Below are 20,626 nucleotides of genomic sequence, written 5' to 3'. Positions count from 1 at the left end.
AATACTATCAGCGGAGTCGGCGTCCTCGACAAGGCGGTGCTCATCCTCACGGCTTGCACCAATGGCGCCAGCCTGGCTGAGCTCGTGCACGAGACGGGACTGCCCCGGGCCACGGCCCACCGCCTCGCGCAGGCCCTCGAGGCCCACGAGATGCTGCAACGCGACCACGAGGGGCGCTGGCGTCCCGGCCCGAAGCTCGGCGAACTCGCCGGGTCCACGGCCGACGTGCTGCTCAGCGCCGCCGAGCCGGTCCTCAACCTCCTGCGGGACCAGACCGGCGAGTCGACCCAGCTGTACCGCAGGCGGGCCGACGAGCGCGTCTGCGTCGCCGCCGCCGAACGCGCCTCCGGGCTGCGGGACACGGTGCCCGTGGGGGCCGCCCTGCCCATGACGGCCGGCTCCGGCGCCCAGGTGCTCCTCGCGTGGGAGCCGCCCGAGGGGATCCTGCCGCTGCTGCCCAAGTGCCGCTTCTCGTCCAAGACCCTCGCGGAGGTGCGCCGGCGCGGCTTCGCGCAGTCGGTGGCCGAGCGCGAGCCGGGCGTCGTGAGCGTCTCGGCGCCGGTGCGCGACAAGACCGGCCGCGTCGTCGCCGCGATCTCGGTCTCCGGGCCGATCGAGCGACTGGGACGACGCCCGGGCGACCGCCTCGGCATGGCCGTGATCCGCGCGGGCCAGAAACTCTCCGGCCTCTGAGACATGGAGCGGCCCGGCGGAACACCGTTCCGCCGGGCCGCCGCATCTTGGGCCCGCAACGCCGTGTATGTGGCCGGGGCGGCCTCGGGCGTTCCGAGGTCGTCAGCTGAGCGGGCCCACCGCCGCCTCGATCTCAGCGCGCAGGGTCGCGCCCTCGACGAGGTGCTGCACCTGCTCGATGACCGGGGCCAGGAAGTGGTCGGGGCCCGGCTTGCCGGCGATCGGGGCCACCGCCGCGATCGCGGCCCTGGCGGCCGGACTCGGGATGAGGGGTTGGCGCAGTTGCAGGCCTTGGACTCCGGCGAGGAGTTCGACCGCCAGGAGCGTGCCCAGGTTGTCGATGATCGTCCGCAGCTTGCAGGCCGCCGCCCAGCCCATCGACACGTGGTCTTCCTGCATGCCCGACGTGGGGACCGAGTCGACCGAGGCCGGGGCCGCGAGCCTGCGGTTCTCGGCCACGATGCCCGCCGCCGTGTACTGCGCGATCATCAGGCCCGAGTTCACTCCCGGGTCCGGGCTCAGGAAGGCCGGCAGCCCCCGCGAGCGGGTGACGTCGAGGAGGCGGTCCACGCGTCGTTCCGAGATCGAGCCGACGTCCGCCGCCGCGATGCCGAGAAAGTCGGCCGCGTAGCCCAGCGGGGCGCCGTGGAAGTTGCCCGTGGACTCCACACGGCCGTCGGGGAGGACGACCGGGTTGTCGACCACCGAGTCGAGTTCTCGGGCCGTCACGGTCTCGGCGTAGGCGAGCACGTCCCTCGCCGCTCCGGCCACTTGCGGGGCGCATCGCATCGAGTAGGCGTCTTGGACCGCGTGCGCCGTGTCGTTCCGGTGCGAGTCCATGACCTCGGAGTCCTGCAGCAGCCGGTGGATGTTCGCCGCGCTCTTCGCCTGGCCCGGCTGTGGGCGGATCTCGTGGAGCTCCGGCTGGAACGGGCGGTCGGAACCGAGCATGGCCTCGTTCGACAGCGCCGCGCACACGTCGGCCATCGTCAGCAGGTGGCGCAGGTCCTCGACCGCCAGCAGCAGCATGCCCAGCATGCCGTCCGTGCCGTTGATGAGCGCCAGGCCCTCTTTCGACGACAACGTGATCGGTGTCAGGCCGGCGCGTTCCAGGACCGGGCCGGCCTCGACGCGGGCGCCGTCCGCGGCGCGGACCCAGCCCTCGCCGAGGAGCACCATCGCGCAGTGGGCCAGCGGCGCGAGGTCGCCCGATGCCCCGAGGGAGCCGTGCCGCGGGACCCACGGTGTGACGTCCGCGTTGAGCAGGGCGGCCAGCGCCTCGGCGACTTCCGGGCGGACGCCGCTGCGGCCCATGGCGAGCGAACGCAGGCGCAGCAGCATCATCGCCCGCACGACCTCGTCGGGCATGGGGTCGCCGACGCCCGCGGCGTGCGAGCGGATGAGCGCGTGCTGGAGTTCGGCGCGGCGCTCGGGCGCGACGAAGGTGTTGGCGAGGGCGCCGAAACCGGTCGAGACGCCGTAGACGGGGCGGCCTTCGCGTTCGATGGCGTCCACGATGGCTCGACTCTGGATCATCGCCTCGCGGGCCTCGGCGTCGAGGACCACGCGGGCGCGGTCGCGGGCCACCGCGATCACTTCGCCGGGGGTGACCGGGACGGGCTTGATGCGGACTGTGGACATCGCTGCTCCTCAACTCACCACGGCGCCGCCGCGGACGACGGTCGTGATCAGGGGTGTTCCGGGCCGGTAGGCCAGGTGGACGTGGCTGGGCGCGTCGAGCACCGCGAGGTCGGCCCGCGCACCGATGACGAGGCGGCCGACGTCGTTGCGGCGCAATGCCTTGGCTCCGCCCAGGGTAGCCGCGGTCAGGGCTTCGGCGGGGGTCATGCGCATCTCTCGGACCGCGAGGGCGATGCAGAAGGCCATGCTGCTGGTGAACGATGAGCCGGGGTTGCAGTCGGTCGCGAGCGCGACGGTCGCGCCGGCGTCGATGAGGCGGCGCGCGTCGGGATAGGGCGAGCGGGTGGAGAACTCGGCCCCCGGCAGGAGGGCGGCGACGGTGAAGCTGGAGGCGAGGGCGTCGACGTCGGCGCCGGTGAGATGGGTGCAGTGGTCGGCGGAGGCCGCACCGAGTTCGACGGCGAGTCGGACGCCGGGACCGGCGGTGAGCTGGTTGGCGTGGACGCGCAGCCCCAGTCCGGCTTTCGCGGCGGCGGTGAGGACGGCGCGGGCCTGGTCGCCGTCGAAGGCGCCCCGTTCGCAGAAGACGTCGGCCCATTTGGCGTGCGGCGCGCAGGCGTCGAGCATGGGGCCGCAGGCGAGGGCGGTGTACTCGTCGGGGTCGGCGCCGGAGGGGACGGTGTGCGCCCCGAGGTAGGTGGTCTCGGGCGTGAACTCGCCGGCGATGCGCAGGCAGCGGGCCTCGTCGGCCACGGTGAGGCCGTACCCGGATTTGATCTCCACTGTGGTCGTCCCCTGGCGGAGCATCTCGGCGGTGAGGCGGGCGGCGGTGGCGCGCAGTTCGACGTCGGGGGCCTCGCGGGTGGCGGCGACCGTGGTGCGGATGCCGCCGCCGGTGTAGGGCTCGCCGCTCATGCGCGCGGCGAACTCGGCCGAGCGGTCGCCGGCGAAGACGAGGTGGGCGTGGCTGTCGACGAAACCGGGGATGACGGCCCGTCCGTCCGCGTCGACGCGTTCGTCGGCTTCGGGTGCTTCGGCGCTCGGGCCGATCCAGGCGATGCGGCCGCCTTCGGCGACGACGGCGGCGTCGCGGAGGACGCCGTGCTCGGGGTCGGCGGTGAAGAGTTCGCCGATCCGGTCCACCAAGAGGCTCATCGCGACCGCCTTCCCGCGGCGTGGCTCGGGTTCATGTCCACAGCTCCTCGATCGCCGCCGCGAGTGCCGCGCCGACGTCGATGCTCACGTGGCGGCCGTCCGCCACGACGCGGCGGCCGTCGACGACGACGTCGGTGACGTCGGCCGCGGTGGCGGCGTAGACGACGCCGGACGGGTCGATCCCGGCCGTGCGCGGCGTCCCGAGGCCCACCGTGACGAGGTCCGCCCGGGCCCCGGCCTCGATGCGGCCCGCGTCGGGCCATCCGAGGCTGTCGTGCCTGGTCATCGCGGTGAGCAGTTCGGTGGCGGTGAACTGGCCGCGTTCCTCGCTGACCAGCCGCTCGTGCATCTCCACGGCGCGGGCCTCCTCGAACATGTCCACGACGGCGTTGCTGTCGGTGCCGAGCGAGAGCCGCACCCCGGCCTCGGCGAGCGCCCGCGCCGGGCCGAGCCCGTCCGCGAGATCGCGTTCGGTCGTGGGGCAGAAGCACGCGGTCGTGCCCGAGCGGCGCAGCAGGTCGATGTCGTGCCCGGCGAGGTGGGTCGCGTGGACGGCGGTCAGGTCGGGGCCGAGGAGCCCGCAGCGCTCCAGCAGTTCGGTGGGGCTGCATCCGTGTTCGGCGCGGCAGGCCTCGTTCTCGGCGCGCTGCTCGGAGAGGTGGACGTGGACGGGTCGGCCCTCGGTCGAGCACGCGAACGCGGTGATCGCCTCGTCGGGGACGGCGCGGACCGAGTGCACCGCGCCGCCGATGATCGCGTGGGGCGGCGCGACGAGTTTCTCGACGCGGTCGAGCCAGGCCTCGAGGCCGCCGTCGCCGAAGCGCCGCTGCGCGGGGGCGAGCGGCCGGCCGAAACCGCCCGCGAGATAGAGGGTGTCGAGCAGGGTGATCCGGATCCCCGCGTCGGCGGCGGCCTGGATGAGGGCCTCCCCCATGGCGTTCGGTTCCCGGTAGGGACGCCCGCCCGGGGAGTGGTGCAGGTAGTGGAACTCCCCCGCGCAGGTGATCCCGGCCAGCGCCATCTCGGCGAAGACGGCGCGCGCCAGGCGGTGGTAGGCGTCGGGTTCGAGGCGCTGCGCGAGGGCGTACATGCCTTCGCGCCAGGTCCAGAACGTGCCCTTCCCGGCGTGCGTGCGACCGCGGAGCGCCCGGTGGAAGGCGTGCGAGTGGGCGTTGGCGAACCCGGGGAGGGTCACGCCGCGGAGGGCGTCGCCGTGCCTCGGGCTGCCGGGCACGACCTTGGCGATGCGTCCGTCGGCGATGCCGATCGCGACCGCGGCGGCCGGGCCGTCGGGCAGCCACGCGTGCTCGGCCCAGTAGGTCAGCACGCCAGGTCCCGCAGCACGGCCGCGAGCGCCTCCACGCCCGCGGCGCAGTCCTCGTCGCTCGCGGCCTCGCCCGGGGCGTGGGAGACGCCCGTCGGGTTGCGCACGAACAGCATCGCGGTCGGCACGTGCGCGGCGAGCACGCCCGCGTCGTGGCCCGCGCCGGTGGGGAGGACCGGCGCGCCGCCCAGCAGCGTCGCGATGCGGTCGCGCAGGGCGGGATCGAATTCGACCAGGGTGGTCTCGGATTCGGGCGTGATCGACACCTGTGTGCCGTCGCGGGCGGCGCGGTCCTGCACTTTGGACTCGAACTCGCGGAGGATGGCTTCGAGCACGGTGTCGTCGGGGGCGCGGGCGTCGAGCCAGGCGGTGACGCGCGCGGCGATGGCGTTGGTGGCGTTCGGTTCGGCCTCGACCCGGCCGATCGTGGCGAGGCCGCCGGCGAGCCGGGCCTCCTTGCGGGCGGCGAGGACGGCGAACGCGAAGGTGAGCATCGGGTCGCGCCGGTCGGCGAGGCGCGTGGTCCCGGCGTGGTCGGCCTCGCCGGTGACGGTGACGCGCCAGCGGCCGTGGGGCCAGACGGCGCCGGCGACGCCGACCGCCGCGCCTTCGCCGTCGAGGCCGCGGCCCTGTTCGATGTGGAGCTCGACGAACGCGTCGAGGCGGTCGAGCCGTTCGGGGTCGGGGCCGAGCGCGTCGGGGTCGGCTCCGGCGGCGCGCATGGCGTCGGCGAGCGTGATGCCGTCGGGGTCGGTGAGGCCGCGGGCCGCGGCGGGGTCGAGCGCACCCGTGGTGAGGCGGGAGCCGAGGCAGGGGACGCCGAAGCGGCCGCCTTCCTCCTCGGTGAACGCGACGATGCCGATGGGCCGCCGCGGCTCGGCGCCTTCGGCGCGGAGGCGGTCGACGGCGAGGAAGGCCGAGACGATGCCGAGCGGGCCGTCGTAGGCGCCGCCGTGCGGGACCGAGTCGAAGTGGCTGCCGGTGAGCACGGCCCGGTCGTCCGGGGGCGCTTCACCGGGCACGGTGGTCGGTTCGGGGTCCCACCAGGCGTAGCGGTTGCCGTTGCGGTCGGTCTCCCACCGCAGGCCGCGGTCCTCGGCCTGGGCGCGGAACCAGTCGCGGCACGCCAGGTCGGCCTCGCTCCAGGAGAAGCGCAGGTAGCCGCCGTCGTCGGCGCGTCCGATGGCGGCCAGGTCGTCCCAGAGCCGGCGGAATTCGCCCGTGTCCATGTCGCTCCCCGTTCGCAGTCGAGCTTGCCGGTCCTCCCGTTCAGGATTCCCTGTTGGGAATCCTCACACCGTGGTCCTCGGCCACGCGCTCGGCCGCCTCGTATCCGGCGTCGACGTGCCGGATGACGCCCATGGCGGGGTCGTTCGCGAGCACGCGTTCGAGCTGCCGCCCGGCGAGCGCCGTGCCGTCCGCGACGGTGACCTGTCCCGCGTGGAGGGAGCGGCCGATGCCGACGCCGCCGCCGTGGTGGATCGAGACCCAGCTCGCGCCGGACGCGGTGTTGACGAGGGCGTTGAGCAGGGGCCAGTCGGCGATGGCGTCGGAGCCGTCGAGCATGCTCTCGGTCTCGCGGTAGGGACTGGCGACCGAGCCGCAGTCGAGGTGGTCGCGGCCGATGACGACGGGGGCCTTGAGGGTCCCGTCGGCGACCATCTCGTTGAAGCGGACGCCGGCGACGTCGCGTTCGCCGTGGCCGAGCCAGCAGATCCGGGCCGGGAGGCCCTGGAAGGCGACGCGGTCGCGGGCGAGGGAGATCCAGCGGTGCAGCGTCCGGTTCTCCGGGAAGAGGTCGAGCACGGCCTGGTCGGTGGCGGCGATGTCGGCCGGGTCCCCCGAGAGCGCGGCCCACCGGAAGGGGCCCTTGCCTTCGCAGAACAGGGGCCGGATGTAGGCGGGCACGAACCCGGGGAAGGCGAAGGCGCGCTCGAAGCCGCCTTCGAGGGCCTCGCCGCGGATCGAGTTGCCGTAGTCGAAGACCTCGGCGCCCGCGTCGAGGAAGCCGACCATGGCTTCGACGTGGCGGGCCATGGAGGCGCGGGCCCGGTCGGTGTAGGCCGCGGGGTCGGCCTCGGCGGTGTCGGCCGCATCGCGGCAGTGGACGCCGGCGGGCACATAGGACAGCGGGTCGTGCGCGGAGGTCTGGTCGGTGACGATGTCGACCTCCACGCCGCGCGCGAGGATCTCGGGCAGGACCTCGGCGGCGTTGCCGACCAGGCCGATGGACTTGGCGGTGCCGCTGCGCTTGGCGGCGAGGGCCTGCGCGATCGCGTCGTCCAGGTCCGCGGCGACGGTGTCGAGGTAGCGGGTGCGCAGGCGGCGCGCGAGCCGCTCGGGGTCGACCTCGACGATGAGGCACACGCCCTCGTTCATGGTGACGGCGAGGGGCTGGGCCCCGCCCATGCCGCCGCAGCCGGCCGTGAGCGTGAGGGTTCCTTTGAGGGTGCCCCCGAAGCGCCTCTCTGCGACGGCGGCGAACGTCTCGTAGGTGCCCTGGAGGATCCCCTGGGTGCCGATGTAGATCCAGGATCCGGCGGTCATCTGGCCGTACATGGTCAGGCCGAGCGATTCGAGGCGGCGGAACTCCGGCCAGGCGGCCCAGTCGGGCACCAGGTTCGCGTTCGCGATGAGCACGCGCGGGGCCCACTCGTGGGTGCGCATGACCCCGACCGCCCGGCCCGACTGGACGAGCATCGTCTCGTCGGGCGCGAGCGTCTCGAGCGTCCGCAGGATCGCGGCCAGGTCGGCGGGGCTGCGGGCGGCCTTGCCGGTGCCGCCGTAGACGACCAGGTCCTCGGGTCGCTCGGCGACCTCGGGGTCGAGGTTGTTCTGGAGCATCCGGTAGGCCGCCTCCGCCTGCCAGGTCCGGCAGTGCAGGTCGGTGCCGTGTGGTGCCCGCATGCCGGACCTCCCCGTCAATGCCGCTCGCTCGCGTGCCGCCTTCGTCGTGCGCCGCTCGTTCACAGGTTGCCGCGCTTGGCCTGCTCCTTCTCCAAGGCCTCGAACAGGGCCTTGAAGTTGCCCTTGCCGAAGCTGAGCGAGCCGTGCCGCTCGATGATCTCGTAGAACATTGTGGGCCGGTCCTGCTGCGGTTTGGTGAAGATCTGGAGCATATAGCCGTCTTCGTCGCGGTCGACCAGCACGCGCCGCTTCTGGAGCTCCTCGATCGGGACGCGGACCTCGCCGATGCGGTCGCGCAGCTCGGGGTCCTCGTAGTAGGCGTCCGGGGCCTCCAGGAACTCGACGCCGCGCTCGCGCATGGCGTCGACGGCCGCGAGGATGTCGCTCGTGGCGAGCGCGATGTGCTGGACGCCGGGGCCGCCGTAGAACTCCAGGTACTCGTCGATCTGGGACTTCTTCTTGCCTTCGGCGGGCTCGTTGATCGGGAACTTGATCTTGCGGCTGCCGTTGGCGACGACCTTGCTCATGAGCGCGGAGTACTCGGTGGCGATGGCGTCGTCCACGAACTCGACGATGTTGGTGAAGCCCATGACCCGTTCGTAGTACTGGACCCATTCGCGCATGCGGCCGAGTTCGACGTTGCCGACGACGTGGTCGATGGCCTGGAAGAAGCGCTTCTCCGGCGGCGCCACCATGGGCTCGCAGCGGACGAAGCCGGGCAGGAACGGGCCGTCGTAGCGGGAGCGGTCGACGAGCACGTTGCGGGTCTCGCCGTAGGTGCCGATGACGGCGCGGCGGACGGTGCCGTGCTCGTCGGTGAGGTCGTGGGGCTCCTCGACCGCGATGGCGCCGTTCTCGATCGCGTGCTTGTAGTTGGCGTCCACGTCGGGCACTTCGAGGGCGACCTCGATGACGCCGTCGCCGTGGGCGGCGTGGTGCCTGGTGGCCTCGGCGTCGGCGGTGACCCCGCCGGCGAGGACGAAGACGACGCCGCCGGACTTGAGCGCGAACTCGGCGTGCTCGCGGTAGCCCTGCTCGGGGCCGCGGTAGGCGAAGAGGGTCATGCCGAACGCGGTCGAGTAGTAGTGGGCGGCCTGGCGGGCGTTGCCGACGTAGTAGCGGACGTGGTCCCAGCCCTTGATGGGGAACGCGTCCTGGCGGATGTCGTGCTCGACCGCACCCACCAACTGGGCGTCGGCGGCGCTGCTGGAACGGTTGGCGGTGTCGACCATGGCGGCCTCCTCATCGATGCGGGGCTGTGGCCTCGATCATGGTCCAGATTCCGGGACTGGGCAAGCCGACCGGTGCGGACTGGTCAACTTGCGCAAACAGTCCAGGCGGAGGCCTCCTACACTGGTCAACATGTCCAAGGAGATCGCGATCGACGCGCTCGATGCACGCTTGCTGGAACTGCTCGACGCCGAGCCGCGGATCGGGGTCCTCGAATGCTCGCGGCGGCTCGGAGTGGCGCGCGGGACGGTGCAGGCGCGGCTCGACAAGCTCATGACGCGCGGCGTGGTCCGCGACTTCGGGCCGCGCGTGGAACCCGGGGCCCTCGGGTTCCCGGTCACCGCGTTCGTGACCCTCGAACTGCGGCAGGCCGTCGGCCACGAGCCCATGGCGCAGCGGCTCGCCCGGATCCCGGAGGTGCTGGAGGCGCACACGGTCACGGGCGCGGGCGACATGCTGTGCCGAATCGTGGCGCGCACCAACGCCGAGCTGCAGGGGGTCATCGACCGGGTCCTGGCGAGCGAGGGGGTCCTGCGGGCCACGACGGTGATCGCCCTCGCCGAGCAGATCCCCTACCGGACGCTGCCGCTCGTCAAGGAGGCCGCGCGCGGCGCTCACCCTTCCGGGTGAACCTCGGCCGCGAGGGCCGATCCGGGCCCGATTCCTGTCGGACCCGGATGCCACGCTCGCCCTGAGACTGCCTTCCCCTCTCGGGAGGGTGGGGGTTGGGGACGGTCCGCGGCCGTCAGTCCTTCGCGGGCAGGATCGTGCCGCTCACCTCGCCGAGACCGATGCGGCCGCCTTCGGCGCCGGGGGCGGTCGCCTCGATCACCACGGTGTCCCCGTCCTCCAGGAAGGACCGCGTCTCGCCCTCGCCTACGGTGACCGGCTCCTTCCCGCCCCAGGTGAGCTCCAGGAACGAGCCGCGCTGCGCGGGTTCGGGGCCCGAGACCGTCCCGGACGCGAACAGGTCGCCCGTCCGCAGGCTGGCGCCGTTCACCGTCAGATGCGCGAGCATCTGCGCCGGCGTCCAGTACATGCCGGCGAACGGCGGGCGCGACACCTCGGTGCCGTTCCAGCGCACGGCCATCTCGAGGTCGTAGCCGAACCGGTCGGTCTCCTGCAGGTAGCCGAGCGGGGCCGGGTCCTGCACGGGCGCGGGGGCCTTCGCCGCCGCGAGCGCGTCGAGCGGCGTGACCCAGTGCCCGATCGAGGTCGCGAAGGACTTCCCGAGGAACGGGCCGAGCGGCACGTACTCCCAGGCCTGGATGTCCCGCGCGGACCAGTCGTTCACCAGGACCACGCCGAACACGTGCTCGGCGAAGTCGTCCACGCTCACCGGGGTGCCCAGCTCGGTGCCGACGCCGACGACGAAGCCGACTTCGGTCTCGATGTCCAGGCGCGCGCTCGGCCCGAACTCGAGCGGTCCGTCCTTGGCCTTGCGCTGGCCGCGGGGGCGGACGATCGGGGTCCCGGAGGGCACGACGGTGCCGGCGCGGCCGTGGTAGCCGACGGGGAGGTGCTTCCAGTTGGGCAGCAACGGCTCCGAATCGGGGCGGAACAGCCGGCCGAGGTTCGCGGCATGCTCCTCGGAGGCGTAGAAGTCCACATAGTCCGCCACGTTGAAGGGCAGGTGCATGCGGGCCTTGGCGATCGGCGTCAGCAGGGTCGCGGACTGGTCGCGGTAGCGGCGGTCGGCGAGGAGTTCCATGAGCTGGTGCCGGACGAGCCGCCACGCGGGCGGGCCCATGGCCATGAAGCCGTTCAGGGCCTGCTCGTGGAAGGCGGGCCGAATCCACGGCAGGAAGAACGTGCCCGTGGCGAGCCCGCGGAGGTCGAGCACCTGGTCGCCGATGCGGACGCCGATGCGGGGGGCGGGGTCCTTGGCGGTGGAGAAGACCCCGTACGGGAGGTGTTCGAGGTCGAAGGGCCCGGCTTCGGCGCCCTCGACCCAGCTGGTGGCGGTCATCGCGTGTCCCCTCGTCGCAGGAGTCCGAGTGTCGTGAGGTCGTCGAGCGGTTCATGGACGCTGCACGAGCCGAAGCCGGTCAGCAGCGGGCGCGAGCGGGCCAGGAGGCGGCGGGCGCGGGCGGCGAGGGCCTCGGCGTCGGTGGACGCGAGGGTCGCGGCGATCTCGTCGACGCCGGCCCCTCCCTCGGCGTCGGCGGCGGCGACCAGCACGTTCAGGAAGCCGTGGTGGTCGAAGCCGGTCTCGGGGTCGCGGTGGCGCACCGCCCGGTGGAGACCGGCGGTGAGCTTGAACTGCAGGCCGCGGCGGCGGCACCCGGCGATCGCGGCGGCGAGGGTCTCGGGCGCGGGGAAGAACTCCGCCGAGAGGCCGCCGGTGCGGAACTTCGGGGTGAACCCGGTGGGCCGCACGGCGTCGAGGGCCTCGTCGCCGAACGGGAGCTCGGCGTAGACGGGCCTGCCCCAGGAGGGCGCGAACTCGGCGAGGCGCTCCAGGGGGTGCCGCGACTCGTAGTGGACGACGAGGACCTGCGGCGGCAGGGCGGTCACGTCCTGGGCGACGCGTTCGAGGTCGCCGTCGACGATGACGCCGATGCGCAGTTCGCGGCGTCCCGGGTCGAGGTCCCCGAGCCGCGACTGCGGCACCAGGAGCGGCCCGACCAGGGCCTCGAACCAGGACTGGCGGTACCCGCGGTGGGCGGGGACAGCCGCTTCCATGGGCGCGCTGCCTGGTGGGAAGAGCGCCGCGTCGTCGATCAAGCCCCGCAGCATCGCGGGTATCGGTCCAGCCATGCCCCGAGCCTAGAGCCCTGGCGCGCTCGCGGTCCAGGGGTCCGCCCAGCGCCCGGCTCGGCGTCGTCGCCCTCGTCCGATGGGCGGTGCCGCCGCTGCCGGTAGGCGCATGGCGCGGAGACGGGGCGCCCGCGGGGCCGCGCACGGCTGTGCGCGGACCACTCGAAATCCCACCGACGGACCGTTATCCTCAGGGCATAGCCACCGTGCCGGAGGCCACACCCTCGGCTGCCGCGCACACACGACGAAGGAGTCGACGTGCCGTTCTACCGTTCGGTCGGGCAGATCCCCGACAAACGACACACGCAGTTCCGCCAGGACGACGGGAGCCTGTACTCCGAGGAGCTGATGGGCCAGGAGGGCTTCTCCTCGGACTCCTCGCTCCTGTACCACCGCTTCCGGCCGACGGCGATCAGCTCGGCGGCGGAGCATCGGCCCGAGAAGGGCGAGCCGGTCCCGAACCACCCGCTCAAGCCGCGGCACTTCCGGACCCACAAGCTCGACGGCGCGGGCGACGCGATCCTGGGGCGCAACCACCTGTTGTCCAATGCGGACTGTCGTATCTCGTACGCGGTGGCCGACAAGCCCTCGCCGTTGTACCGCAACGCGATCGGCGACGAGTGCATCTACGTCGAATCCGGTGAAGCCCACGTGGAGACCTCGTTCGGGGCGATCGACATCACCCAGGGCGACTACCTGATCATGCCGATGTCCACGATCTACCGGATCATCCCGGGGACCGACGAACCGCTGCGGACGCTCGTCGTGGAGTCCACGGGCCACATCACGCCGCCGAAGCGCTACCTCTCCGTGCGGGGCCAGTTCCTGGAGCACTCGCCGTATTGCGAGCGCGATCTCCGCAGCCCCGAGGAGCCGCTCCTCGTCGACGGCGAGAACGTCGACGTCTACGTGCAGCACCGGGGCCGCGGCAGCGCGACGCTCTGGACGAAGTTCACGTACGCGCACCACCCGTTCGACGTGGTCGGCTGGGACGGGTGCCTGTACCCGTGGGTGTTCTCGATCCACGACTTCGAGCCGATCACCGGCCGCATCCACCAGCCGCCGCCGGCGCACCAGGTCTTCCAGGGCTCCAACTTCGTCATCTGCAACTTCGTGCCGCGCAAAGTGGACTACCACCCGGACGCGATCCCGGTGCCGTACAACCACCACAACGTCGACTCCGACGAGGTCATGTTCTACTGCGGCGGCAACTACGAGGCCCGCCGCGGCTCCGGCATCGAGCAGGGCTCGATCTCGCTGCACCCGTCCGGGTTCACGCACGGCCCCCAGCCGGGCGCGGCCGAGCGCTCCATCGGCGCCGACTACTTCGACGAACTCGCCGTCATGGTCGACACCTTCCGGCCCCTGGAACTGTGCGAACCGGCCCTCGACGTAGAAGACACCGACTACGCCTGGACCTGGAACCGCGACCCGGCATAAAGACTGCCGATCGACCACCCTCAGACGTACTCCTCGATACCGGCGACGACCACCCGGCCGCTGAACTGGCGATCAATCAGTGTCATCGCGTTCGGGAGGTAGATCGAGAACTCGGCGGTCGAATCCACCAGCTCCTCGAGGTGTTCGGCAAGGTGGGCGGTGCTCAGCTCGACACAGAGCACCGCCGACCATAGAACCAACGCCGGATCACCGCGTCTCGAGTACGGATCGAGGAACACGCGCAGCCGGTCGACGATGCAGGCATCCGGAGCATCGTCCGAGACGATCTCATCATGAGGCACTTGCTCCCAAGCGATTTCAGTGGCGTTCGCTGCAGGCAGCCGCCCAAGCACCTCGGACACTACGGACTCGGACGCCTCGCGGTCAAGGATGCGAATCGACTTCGACAAGGAGTAGAGTTGCCCGCCCATGAACTCGGGCTTCTTACGGACCTGCATGAACCGGGGAAGCAAGTCCCACCGCAGAGGCGCGTTCATCTATGTGTTCCCACCAAGGATACTGACGAAGCTGGATTCATCCCCAGGAAACTTGATTGCCCATTTACTGCCATTCTTCTTCCCGATCTGAACGTTGATGTGCGGCCCCTTCGCCGGGTCGAAGTCAAGACGGAAGCGTCTAAATCCACCGTCGGCACCGCTCGCTGTAAACCCGACTACCTTTCCAAACGTCGTAGTGGAAGTTTCCAGCCTACCGATATCGGTCCTACGTGTAGCAGGATCGATGTCTCCGAGAACCGACAGCGCTTTATTCCGTGCCGATTCGAAGCTCCCCCTTTCAATGATGATCTCATTTGAGTCGCTCTTCGGGTCGCAGACGCATTCTTTCGGGTGATCCGACTTCGAACCACCGCAGTTGTGGGTGAGGAAGTCAGTGTCGGCGGTCGCGACCGAGAAGGTGTGGTCTTCTTCGACCGTGAGGTTATAGACCGTGGTGTGGGCGGCGTGGACTTCGATCGCGGTGATCTGGGTCCAGGTTCCTGCGCTGGTTCGCAGGAACTGGCCGGCCTTCAGGTCGATCGCGTCGGTCCAGTCGCCCAACATTGCCCCGGTTTCGGGGTTCCCCGACAGGTCCGATTCATCGGCCGCCCAGATCGGGTGACCATCCGTGGCGGTCACCGTGTCGTCGGCCTTGCCGTCGCCGTCCGTGTCGACACGGATGTCGACGAGAATTCGGGCACCGGTGCCTTCAATGCCGGTGACAACCTTGCGGGCGGTCGTTTCGCCGGTCTTCTCGTCGGTGGCGAGCACTTCATCGCCGGGTTCGACTTCATTGATGGGTTTCGCCGAACCGTCAGCCATCACGACTCTGGTTTCAACTGTGAAGGAGTTACCGATGCTGCACGAGGGCGCGTCGCTTCCGCCACCGGAGCTGAACTTCTTCTTCGCGCGCTCCGTCGCCGCTTCGACCGCGTCGTTGTAGCGCTTCATCGTGCTTCGCGCCCACGAGAGCTTCTCCTGGAAGTTCGTGACCGCGTTGTAGATCTTCTTCGCGGCCTTGAAGAGCTTCCCGGCCATCTTCGCGACCTTCGCCCATGGGATCAGGTCCATCAGCATGGAAGCACACGACATCATGTCGCCCGAGCCCACGCACGCCATGATGTCGTTGACGCCGATCAGGTCGAGGAGGATCTCCGCGCCCACGTCGATGACCACGTCGACGATCGAGGTGTTCAGGATGTCCTGCGCCGCCTCGGCGTCCTGCTTCAGGTCATCGTCGATGTCGCGTTCGGCGTCGGCCTTCGCCCTGGCGTTGTCGCTGACCGAGCCCGTGCCCTTGCCGGCGCCGCATGCCGCCGACGTGCCCGCGTAGTTCCGGCAGTCCTCCTTGTCACGCAGCGATCCGTCCCCATTGTGGTAGGAGCAGTCGCCGTCGATGCAGGAGTAGCCGCCGTTGGTGTAACCCGGCTTCAGACCGGAAGGGTCCGAGAAGGAAATCGGCGAGTGGTTCGCGTAGGCGTAGCCGCCCATCTGCTGCGAATCGGTCGGATCGAGCACCGGGTCCGCGGATATGAACCGCCCCAGGGTCGAGTCGTATTCTCTGGCACCCAAGTGGGTCAGACCCGACGGGTCCTCCGTCGCGCCCAGATAGCCGTGGTCGTCCACCCAGGATGTGGCCGGTGTGCCTCGTTCGTTCCCGTAGATGTCGAAGTAGCGGATCTGCACCGCGTGCGTGTCCATGTCCACGGCAGCCGTCGACGTGCCCAGGTGGTCGGCTCCGAGCCAGGACAGGTTGTCGTCGTTGGTCCTGATCGCGACCTGCTGGCCACCATGCGAGTAATAGCGCGACGCGCTGACGGTCCCGTCCGGGGCCTGGACGACCTCCATGCCCGGCAGGAACACCGTCATCGTCCCGTCCGGGTCCGTCCGGGAGATCCGGCTGCCGTCCGCGGTGTAGTCGTAGTCGGTGACGTCACCCGAAACCGTGGACGACTCCAGTTCCCCCTCTGTCGACCAGGCCAGCGTCTGGGCGTTGCCGTTCTCGTCGGGGCGCGTGACCGTGTTGCCCGTCGAGTCGTAGGCGTAGGAGAGGGTCTTCGTGCCCGAGGCGTCGGCGATGGTCGCCGAGGTGACGGTGTGCGGCTGCGCCGCATCGTAGGTGTAGCCGATCGTCTCGCCCGCGAGGTGGTCGACCTGGCTCGTGCGGTTGCCGGAGTCGTCGAACTCCCATGACTGCCAGTACGGAGCGGCGCCGCCCACCTGGCTCGTGCTCGTCGGCTGGGCGTCGCACGCGGCCGGGGTCGCGCCGGTCCAGGCGTCGGTGATCCGCTTGAGGTAGTCGTATGCGAAGCACTGCGTGTCCGCGCCGAGGTCCGACTGGTTGTCGATCGAGGTGATCAGGCCACCGTCGGTGTACTCGTAGGACTGATCGTGGATCAGATGGTCGGGACCGGTGGAGATCTCAAAGCGCGACCCGGTCATGCGCCGGGTGCCGTCCTCATAGGTGAAGGCCTGCCAGGCCACCGGGGCCTCGGCGACGTTCGGCCCGTCCGGGTCCATCGTGAGCTGCGCGATCTCGGCATACTTGGTGTACGTCGATTCGGAGACGTACCACTGCCTCGGTGAGTAGGTCGTCTGCGGCAGGCCGAGGTCGGAGTAGGTCGTCACGACCTCTTCCGCGGCCACACCGCCCGCGGCCGGGTAGGTCACCTGGGCGACGGAGCCGTCCCGGTTGTAGGTGTATCGGAAGTCGAAGGAGCGGTCGAGCGCGCCGAAGTCGCCGTCGAGCGTGTAGCGGATGCCGACCGGCCTGCTCGCCTCGTCGTAGCCGAGCACGCGGGTCTTGTAGAGGTTCCCCGCTTCGTCCCAGGAGGACGTCGTGGCGGGGAGTCCCTTCCCGAACAGGTCGTACTCGTAGGCTTCCATGAGGTCGCCGTAGAAGTCGTCCTTCATGACGTACAGGACCCGGCCGAGTTCGTCGTACTCGTACCAGATGCTCTGCCCACGCGAGTCGGTGACCGATTCGACCAGGCCGTTGTCGTAGTACGTGGTCTCGGTCCGGCCGGTGTCGGGATCCTCCGCGGCCGTCTGCCGTCCCATGAGGTCGTACTCGTACGTCCACTCGTTGCCGCCCGGGTCGGTCATCGACAGGAGGCGGTCGGCGTGGTCGTACTCGTAGGTGATCGCGTCGTAGGCCCCGGCCGGGTCGGCGGTGTGGAGGTTGCGCACCTCGACGGTGTTGCCGCTCTCGTCGACGACCGATGTGGCCGCGCGGCCGTCCGGGTCGATGACGGTGACCTCTTCGCCGTCGTAGACGGTGGTGGTGCGGTACTGCTCGATGCCGTGCGAGTAGAAGACCTCGGCGGTGATGCGCCCGGCCGTGTCGTACTCGTACGCGGTCATGCTCGGAACGTCGTTGTCCGAGGCGGTGAACTGCGTCGTCGACGGCTTCTGATCGTTGTAGTACGCGCCGTACTGCTTGTGGACGAGCCCGCGGGTGTCGTAGACGGTGTCCGTGAGGATCCGGCCGCCGTCGGGGGCGGGGATCTGGGTCTGGCGCGTGCGCATCAGGCCGTCGAACAGCTCGATCGTCGTGGTGTAGGTGCTGTTGGCGTTGATGCCGTGGGTGACGGTCGCCGACGCCTGGTCATCGCGCAGGAGGTACTCGAACTTCGCGGCCGGCTCGTAGCCGGCGGCCCGCGTGCGGTCGGGCGTCCATCCCGCGACGAGGCGGCCGAGAGCGTCGTACTGCATCTCGGTCAGGTTGCCGTTGGCGTCGGTCGACTGGAGGACGTTGCCGCGCAATGGGTCGAGCTTCTGCTTGCTGGAGTGGCTCAGCGCATTCGTCGTCGTGACCTCGGTGACCGGGCCGCCCGTGGTCGGAGTGTAGGCCGTGGTGGTGACATTGCCGTCGACATCGGTCGAGATGAGACCGCGACCGTATTGGTCGACGGTGATCGTGCCGGTGACGAGATAGACCGGGGTGCCGTTCGCGTAGTCCTTGGCGGTCTCCGTCTTGGTGATGTCGCCCTTGATCGGCGCGGTCGTGTGCGAGGTGGCGCCGTCGTAGTAGACGCGCTCGTCCGAGATGAGGTCGGCCGGGTACGAAGGGGTGGCGGCGCAAGTGGTCGAGAGGGTCTGCGTGCGCACCGGAAGGCTGACGATCCATTTGGTCGTGTTGCGCGCGTAGGTGATCTTGACGCACTGCTCGTCACCGGCGACGCTCGTGTCGCCCGAAGACTCGGTCGAGACGGCCATGCCGTAGGAGTCGTACTTCGTCGTCGCCGTCACCGTTCGCCAGGTGCCGTCGGAAAGGAGCGACGAGGAGGCGACGACGCTGGTGCCGGTGTGTCGCGCATGGACCGTCGCCCAGTCGCGCACGCGAGTGGCGGTGGGTCCGGAGCGCCAAGGTGTGGTGACGGTCTTGGAGATCGCCGCACCGTCGAGGAAGGTCGTCTCAGTACGGGGACGTCCCGCGAACTCGTCGTGATCGGTGATGCCGTCGACCTTGACGCTCGTGGTACTGCCGTCGGGCAGCTTCTGGCCGTCGAGGCCTCGGAAGTACGTGGTCTCGGTGACGAGTTTGTCGTCCGAGCCGTCGCCGGTGATCGTCCGGACGGCGGCATAACCTCGGTATTGCGACCAGGTCTTGTACCCGGGGTCGGTCAGACCGTCGTCGTCGGCGTAGCGCCAGGCAGGCTTCCCGACGTACTCGTATGCGGTCGTGACCGGCGGTGAACCGCCGGTGGTGTCGATGTCAGCGACCTCGGTGACGACGTACTTGTGGTACCAGTCGTACTCGGGCTTGCCGTCGTTGTCCTCCGCGGTCGTGAGGATCACCGGCATGCAGCGCATGTCATTGTCCTCAGGAGACGGTGGCATGATGCCGGCCTTGGCGTCGCACTCGGTGTCGGTGTAGTTGACGGTGGTGACGCCGCCGGTGCCGTTGCGGATCGCCGAGATCCGGAACCAGTTCATCGGCGCTTTGGTGTCCAACGTCTTCTGGACGCGGTTGTAGAGCTGGATCCCGTCGAAGGTGACCTGCGGCAATGCGATCGGCTCGTCTCCGGCGAGGCCGGTACGAGTGATGCCGTCGAGCCAGAGCCCGGCACGGGTCGAGTCTCCCGGGTCGGGCCACGAATGCGCCAGGCCCCACTTGTCGACGCCCTTCCAGGTTCCCCCGGTGTAGACCTGCGTGGTGATCGTGGCGAGGCGCTGGTCGGTGAAGAACGTCGGCGAGTAGATGCCCTCGCAGTCGGCGGCGGTGCCGTCGCAGTACTGATCGAGCGGAACGTCCGGCCAGTTCTCGGGGTGGTCGTAGTCGCAGGGGGCGTCGGCGAGGCAGCGGTCGGCGAGGCCGAACACGACGCGGTTGACCGCACCCGAGTAGGCGTTGTCCGAGCGGAGCCCGTAGTCGATGCGCTTCAAGTTCGCGCCGCGGTCGTATTCGACGGGGTGGTCGGCGTCGAGGTCGAGCAGGTAGTGGTTGGTCTCGCCCTCGTAGAAGTACGCCATGGCGTTGCCGTGGGTGTCGACCACCCAGTCGAGGCGCCAGCGCCAGGCCTGGTCGCACCAGGAGTCCTCGAAGGCGGTGGCATGGCAGGGCTCGCCGGAGTGGTTGCCGAAGACCGGAACGGTCGAGGTGGACTCGGTTTCGGCGTCACCGGCGCCGTAGCGGGGCAGGCGGTTCAGGCCGAAGAAGTACTGGATGCCCGCGCCGGTGGTGACCTTCCAGTATTCGCCGTTGTCGTCGCCGTTCGTCGCGCCGGAGAGCTTCTCGACCTTGGAGGCGTCGTCGTTCTTGATCTTCCATTTGCCGGTGGCGTCGTCGCGGACGAGTTCGCCGCCGGAGCCGTTGAGGGAGAGGACGGCGTTGTCGGTGGCCCAGCACTGGTCGCCGCCGGTCTCGGCCTCGGGCGGGTTGTTGGCGCCGTCCTCGTCGTCGAGCTGGCAGGAGGTGTAGTTCCGCTCGATGTAGCCGGGCTCGAAGGAGAATCCCTCACCGATGACGGAGGGCTGGTTGTTGGTGGACTCGTTGCGGCCGTCGACGGCGGAGGACGAGTAGGCGAGGGCGATCGAGGGGTCGAGGCCGCCCACAGAGGACGGGACGTCGATGGGGTAGGACCAGGCGAAGTCGCCGGTGGGATTGCCCGCCGACCAAGTGGAGGACGGGGCGAGGCTGGTGGCGGTGAAGGTGCCGTTGTCGCCGGAGGCGGAGGCGGCGAGGGTGACCGAGGCGGTGGAGGCGCTCTGGGCGTGTCCGCCCGAGTCGCCCGCGGTGGACGGCGCGACGTAGCGGCCGCCGGTGCGCGTCGGGGCGAGTTCGATCGTGGCGGTGAGGACGCCCTCGACGGCGTTGTGCGAGGAGGGGATCTCGGCACCGGTCGAGTCGTAGGCCTTGAGCCGGTCGTCCCAGTCGGCGCCGCCGGCGTTGCGGTACGCGCTGTAGTCGAACGCGGCCTCGACGGTACCGGGTGCGTCGGAGCCGTCGGTGCGTTCGAAGTCCCATTCGAGTCCGTCACCGGCCGAAGCGGAGGCGAGCCCTACGCGCAAGCGGGACGGAGGGTCGTCACCAGTAACACGCAGCGTGATGCCCAGTTCGGCGATTTCGACCGCCTCACCGGCCGGGAGCGCCACCTCGACGGAGGCGAGTTCGGGGAATTCGACGTGCTGGTCACCGGAGAGATGGCGGCCTTCGGTGTCGTCTTCGGGCAGTTCAACCTGGGCGGCTTCGAAGTCCGAGCCGGGAACCGACTGCTCATGGTCGATCGCCTCTGGACGATATTCCGGTTCCCAGATGCCGACCCACATGAGGAAGCCCGCCGCCAGAGCGGCGATGGCGCCGAACACCAAACCCCGCTTGACCAGCGTCTTTCGCGATGTCCGCCAGGGCATTTCGAAGGCATCGGCGATCGTTGGACGCGAAGTGGCGGCTTTGTCGTTGGGGCGCTTGGGCTCAGGCGTGCGGGGGGCAACGTCCACAGAGGGCTCCTGGAGGGGTCCATGAAGTTATTTCGGA

At 70.2% G+C, this 20,626-nt stretch carries 13 protein-coding genes; 3 read left to right on the top strand and 10 right to left on the bottom strand.

Features of this window, described 5'->3' with window-relative positions; all coding sequences use genetic code 11:
- The first annotated feature begins 6 nt into the window (after positions 1 to 6).
- Complete coding sequence (locus K3N28_RS20935) at positions 7 to 693, top strand: IclR family transcriptional regulator (protein WP_030157516.1); 687 nt, start codon at positions 7 to 9, stop codon at positions 691 to 693.
- Between the two features lie 102 nt (positions 694 to 795).
- Here K3N28_RS20935 and hutH read toward each other — a convergent pair whose 3' ends face one another.
- From hutH to hppD, 6 genes are read right to left on the bottom strand one after another with little or no spacing between them, the layout of a single operon-like run.
- Positions 796 to 2,334 carry a histidine ammonia-lyase gene (gene hutH / locus K3N28_RS20930; RefSeq protein WP_228094710.1) on the bottom strand — a complete coding sequence of 513 codons (1,539 nt, stop codon included), beginning with the start codon at positions 2,332 to 2,334 and terminating at the stop codon, positions 796 to 798.
- 9 nt (positions 2,335 to 2,343) lie between these two features.
- Positions 2,344 to 3,489, bottom strand: a complete 1,146-nt coding sequence (hutI, locus tag K3N28_RS20925) for an imidazolonepropionase (protein ID WP_228094709.1) — start codon at positions 3,487 to 3,489, stop codon at positions 2,344 to 2,346.
- Positions 3,490 to 3,520: 31 nt separating this feature from the next.
- Positions 3,521 to 4,816, bottom strand: coding sequence for a formimidoylglutamate deiminase (locus K3N28_RS20920; protein WP_228094708.1), 1,296 nt, complete (start codon positions 4,814 to 4,816; stop codon positions 3,521 to 3,523).
- A complete protein-coding gene (locus K3N28_RS20915; RefSeq protein WP_228094707.1) occupies positions 4,810 to 6,042 on the bottom strand; it encodes an allantoate amidohydrolase in 1,233 nt (410 codons plus the stop codon). The genes K3N28_RS20920 and K3N28_RS20915 overlap by 7 nt, the downstream gene beginning before the upstream one ends.
- A 40-nt stretch (positions 6,043 to 6,082) precedes the next feature.
- Positions 6,083 to 7,720, bottom strand: a complete 1,638-nt coding sequence (gene hutU / locus K3N28_RS20910) for a urocanate hydratase (RefSeq protein WP_228094706.1) — start codon at positions 7,718 to 7,720, stop codon at positions 6,083 to 6,085.
- 59 nt (positions 7,721 to 7,779) lie between these two features.
- Positions 7,780 to 8,952 (bottom strand): 4-hydroxyphenylpyruvate dioxygenase, encoded by a 1,173-nt coding sequence (hppD, locus tag K3N28_RS20905; RefSeq protein ID WP_228094705.1) that lies wholly within the window; start codon positions 8,950 to 8,952, stop codon positions 7,780 to 7,782.
- A gap of 130 nt (positions 8,953 to 9,082) precedes the next feature.
- Here hppD and K3N28_RS20900 point away from each other — a divergent pair, with 130 nt between their 5' ends.
- Positions 9,083 to 9,580 (top strand): Lrp/AsnC family transcriptional regulator, encoded by a 498-nt coding sequence (locus K3N28_RS20900; RefSeq protein WP_228094704.1) that lies wholly within the window; start codon positions 9,083 to 9,085, stop codon positions 9,578 to 9,580.
- Positions 9,581 to 9,695: 115 nt separating this feature from the next.
- On the opposite strand, the gene fahA is transcribed toward K3N28_RS20900, so the two are convergent.
- A complete protein-coding gene (gene fahA / locus K3N28_RS20895; protein WP_228094703.1) occupies positions 9,696 to 10,919 on the bottom strand; it encodes a fumarylacetoacetase in 1,224 nt (407 codons plus the stop codon).
- Positions 10,916 to 11,710 carry a hypothetical protein gene (locus tag K3N28_RS20890; protein WP_228094702.1) on the bottom strand — a complete coding sequence of 265 codons (795 nt, stop codon included), beginning with the start codon at positions 11,708 to 11,710 and terminating at the stop codon, positions 10,916 to 10,918. Before K3N28_RS20890 ends, fahA begins: the two co-directional genes overlap by 4 nt.
- Positions 11,711 to 11,968: 258 nt before the next feature.
- On the opposite strand from K3N28_RS20890, the gene K3N28_RS20885 reads away from it, so the two are divergent.
- Complete coding sequence (locus K3N28_RS20885; protein WP_228094701.1) at positions 11,969 to 13,150, top strand: homogentisate 1,2-dioxygenase; 1,182 nt, start codon at positions 11,969 to 11,971, stop codon at positions 13,148 to 13,150.
- Positions 13,151 to 13,170: 20 nt separating this feature from the next.
- Here the strand turns inward: K3N28_RS20885 and K3N28_RS20880 are convergent, their stop codons facing one another.
- Together K3N28_RS20880 and K3N28_RS20875 are read right to left on the bottom strand one after the other, a co-directional pair.
- A complete protein-coding gene (locus K3N28_RS20880) occupies positions 13,171 to 13,647 on the bottom strand; it encodes a hypothetical protein (RefSeq protein ID WP_228094700.1) in 477 nt (158 codons plus the stop codon).
- Positions 13,648 to 20,457, bottom strand: coding sequence for an RHS repeat-associated core domain-containing protein (locus tag K3N28_RS20875; protein ID WP_228094699.1), 6,810 nt, complete (start codon positions 20,455 to 20,457; stop codon positions 13,648 to 13,650).
- Positions 20,458 to 20,626 lie beyond the last annotated feature (169 nt).

This window comes from Glycomyces sp. TRM65418, assembly GCF_019710475.1.
Taxonomy (GTDB): domain Bacteria; phylum Actinomycetota; class Actinomycetes; order Mycobacteriales; family Micromonosporaceae; genus Glycomyces.
The sequence above is the reverse complement of the archived record's forward strand: the minus strand, read 5'-3'. Positions and strand labels throughout refer to the sequence as shown.

Coding starts and splice junctions, on each gene's coding strand:
- hutH (WP_228094710.1), bottom strand. CDS start 2,334: ATGTCCACAGTCCGCATCAAGCCCGTCCCGGTCACCCCCGGCGAAGTG.
- hutI (WP_228094709.1), bottom strand. CDS start 3,489: ATGAGCCTCTTGGTGGACCGGATCGGCGAACTCTTCACCGCCGACCCC.
- K3N28_RS20915 (WP_228094707.1), bottom strand. CDS start 6,042: ATGGACACGGGCGAATTCCGCCGGCTCTGGGACGACCTGGCCGCCATC.
- hutU (WP_228094706.1), bottom strand. CDS start 7,720: ATGCGGGCACCACACGGCACCGACCTGCACTGCCGGACCTGGCAGGCG.
- hppD (WP_228094705.1), bottom strand. CDS start 8,952: ATGGTCGACACCGCCAACCGTTCCAGCAGCGCCGCCGACGCCCAGTTG.
- K3N28_RS20900 (WP_228094704.1), top strand. CDS start 9,083: ATGTCCAAGGAGATCGCGATCGACGCGCTCGATGCACGCTTGCTGGAA.
- fahA (WP_228094703.1), bottom strand. CDS start 10,919: ATGACCGCCACCAGCTGGGTCGAGGGCGCCGAAGCCGGGCCCTTCGAC.
- K3N28_RS20890 (WP_228094702.1), bottom strand. CDS start 11,710: ATGGCTGGACCGATACCCGCGATGCTGCGGGGCTTGATCGACGACGCG.
- K3N28_RS20880 (WP_228094700.1), bottom strand. CDS start 13,647: ATGAACGCGCCTCTGCGGTGGGACTTGCTTCCCCGGTTCATGCAGGTC.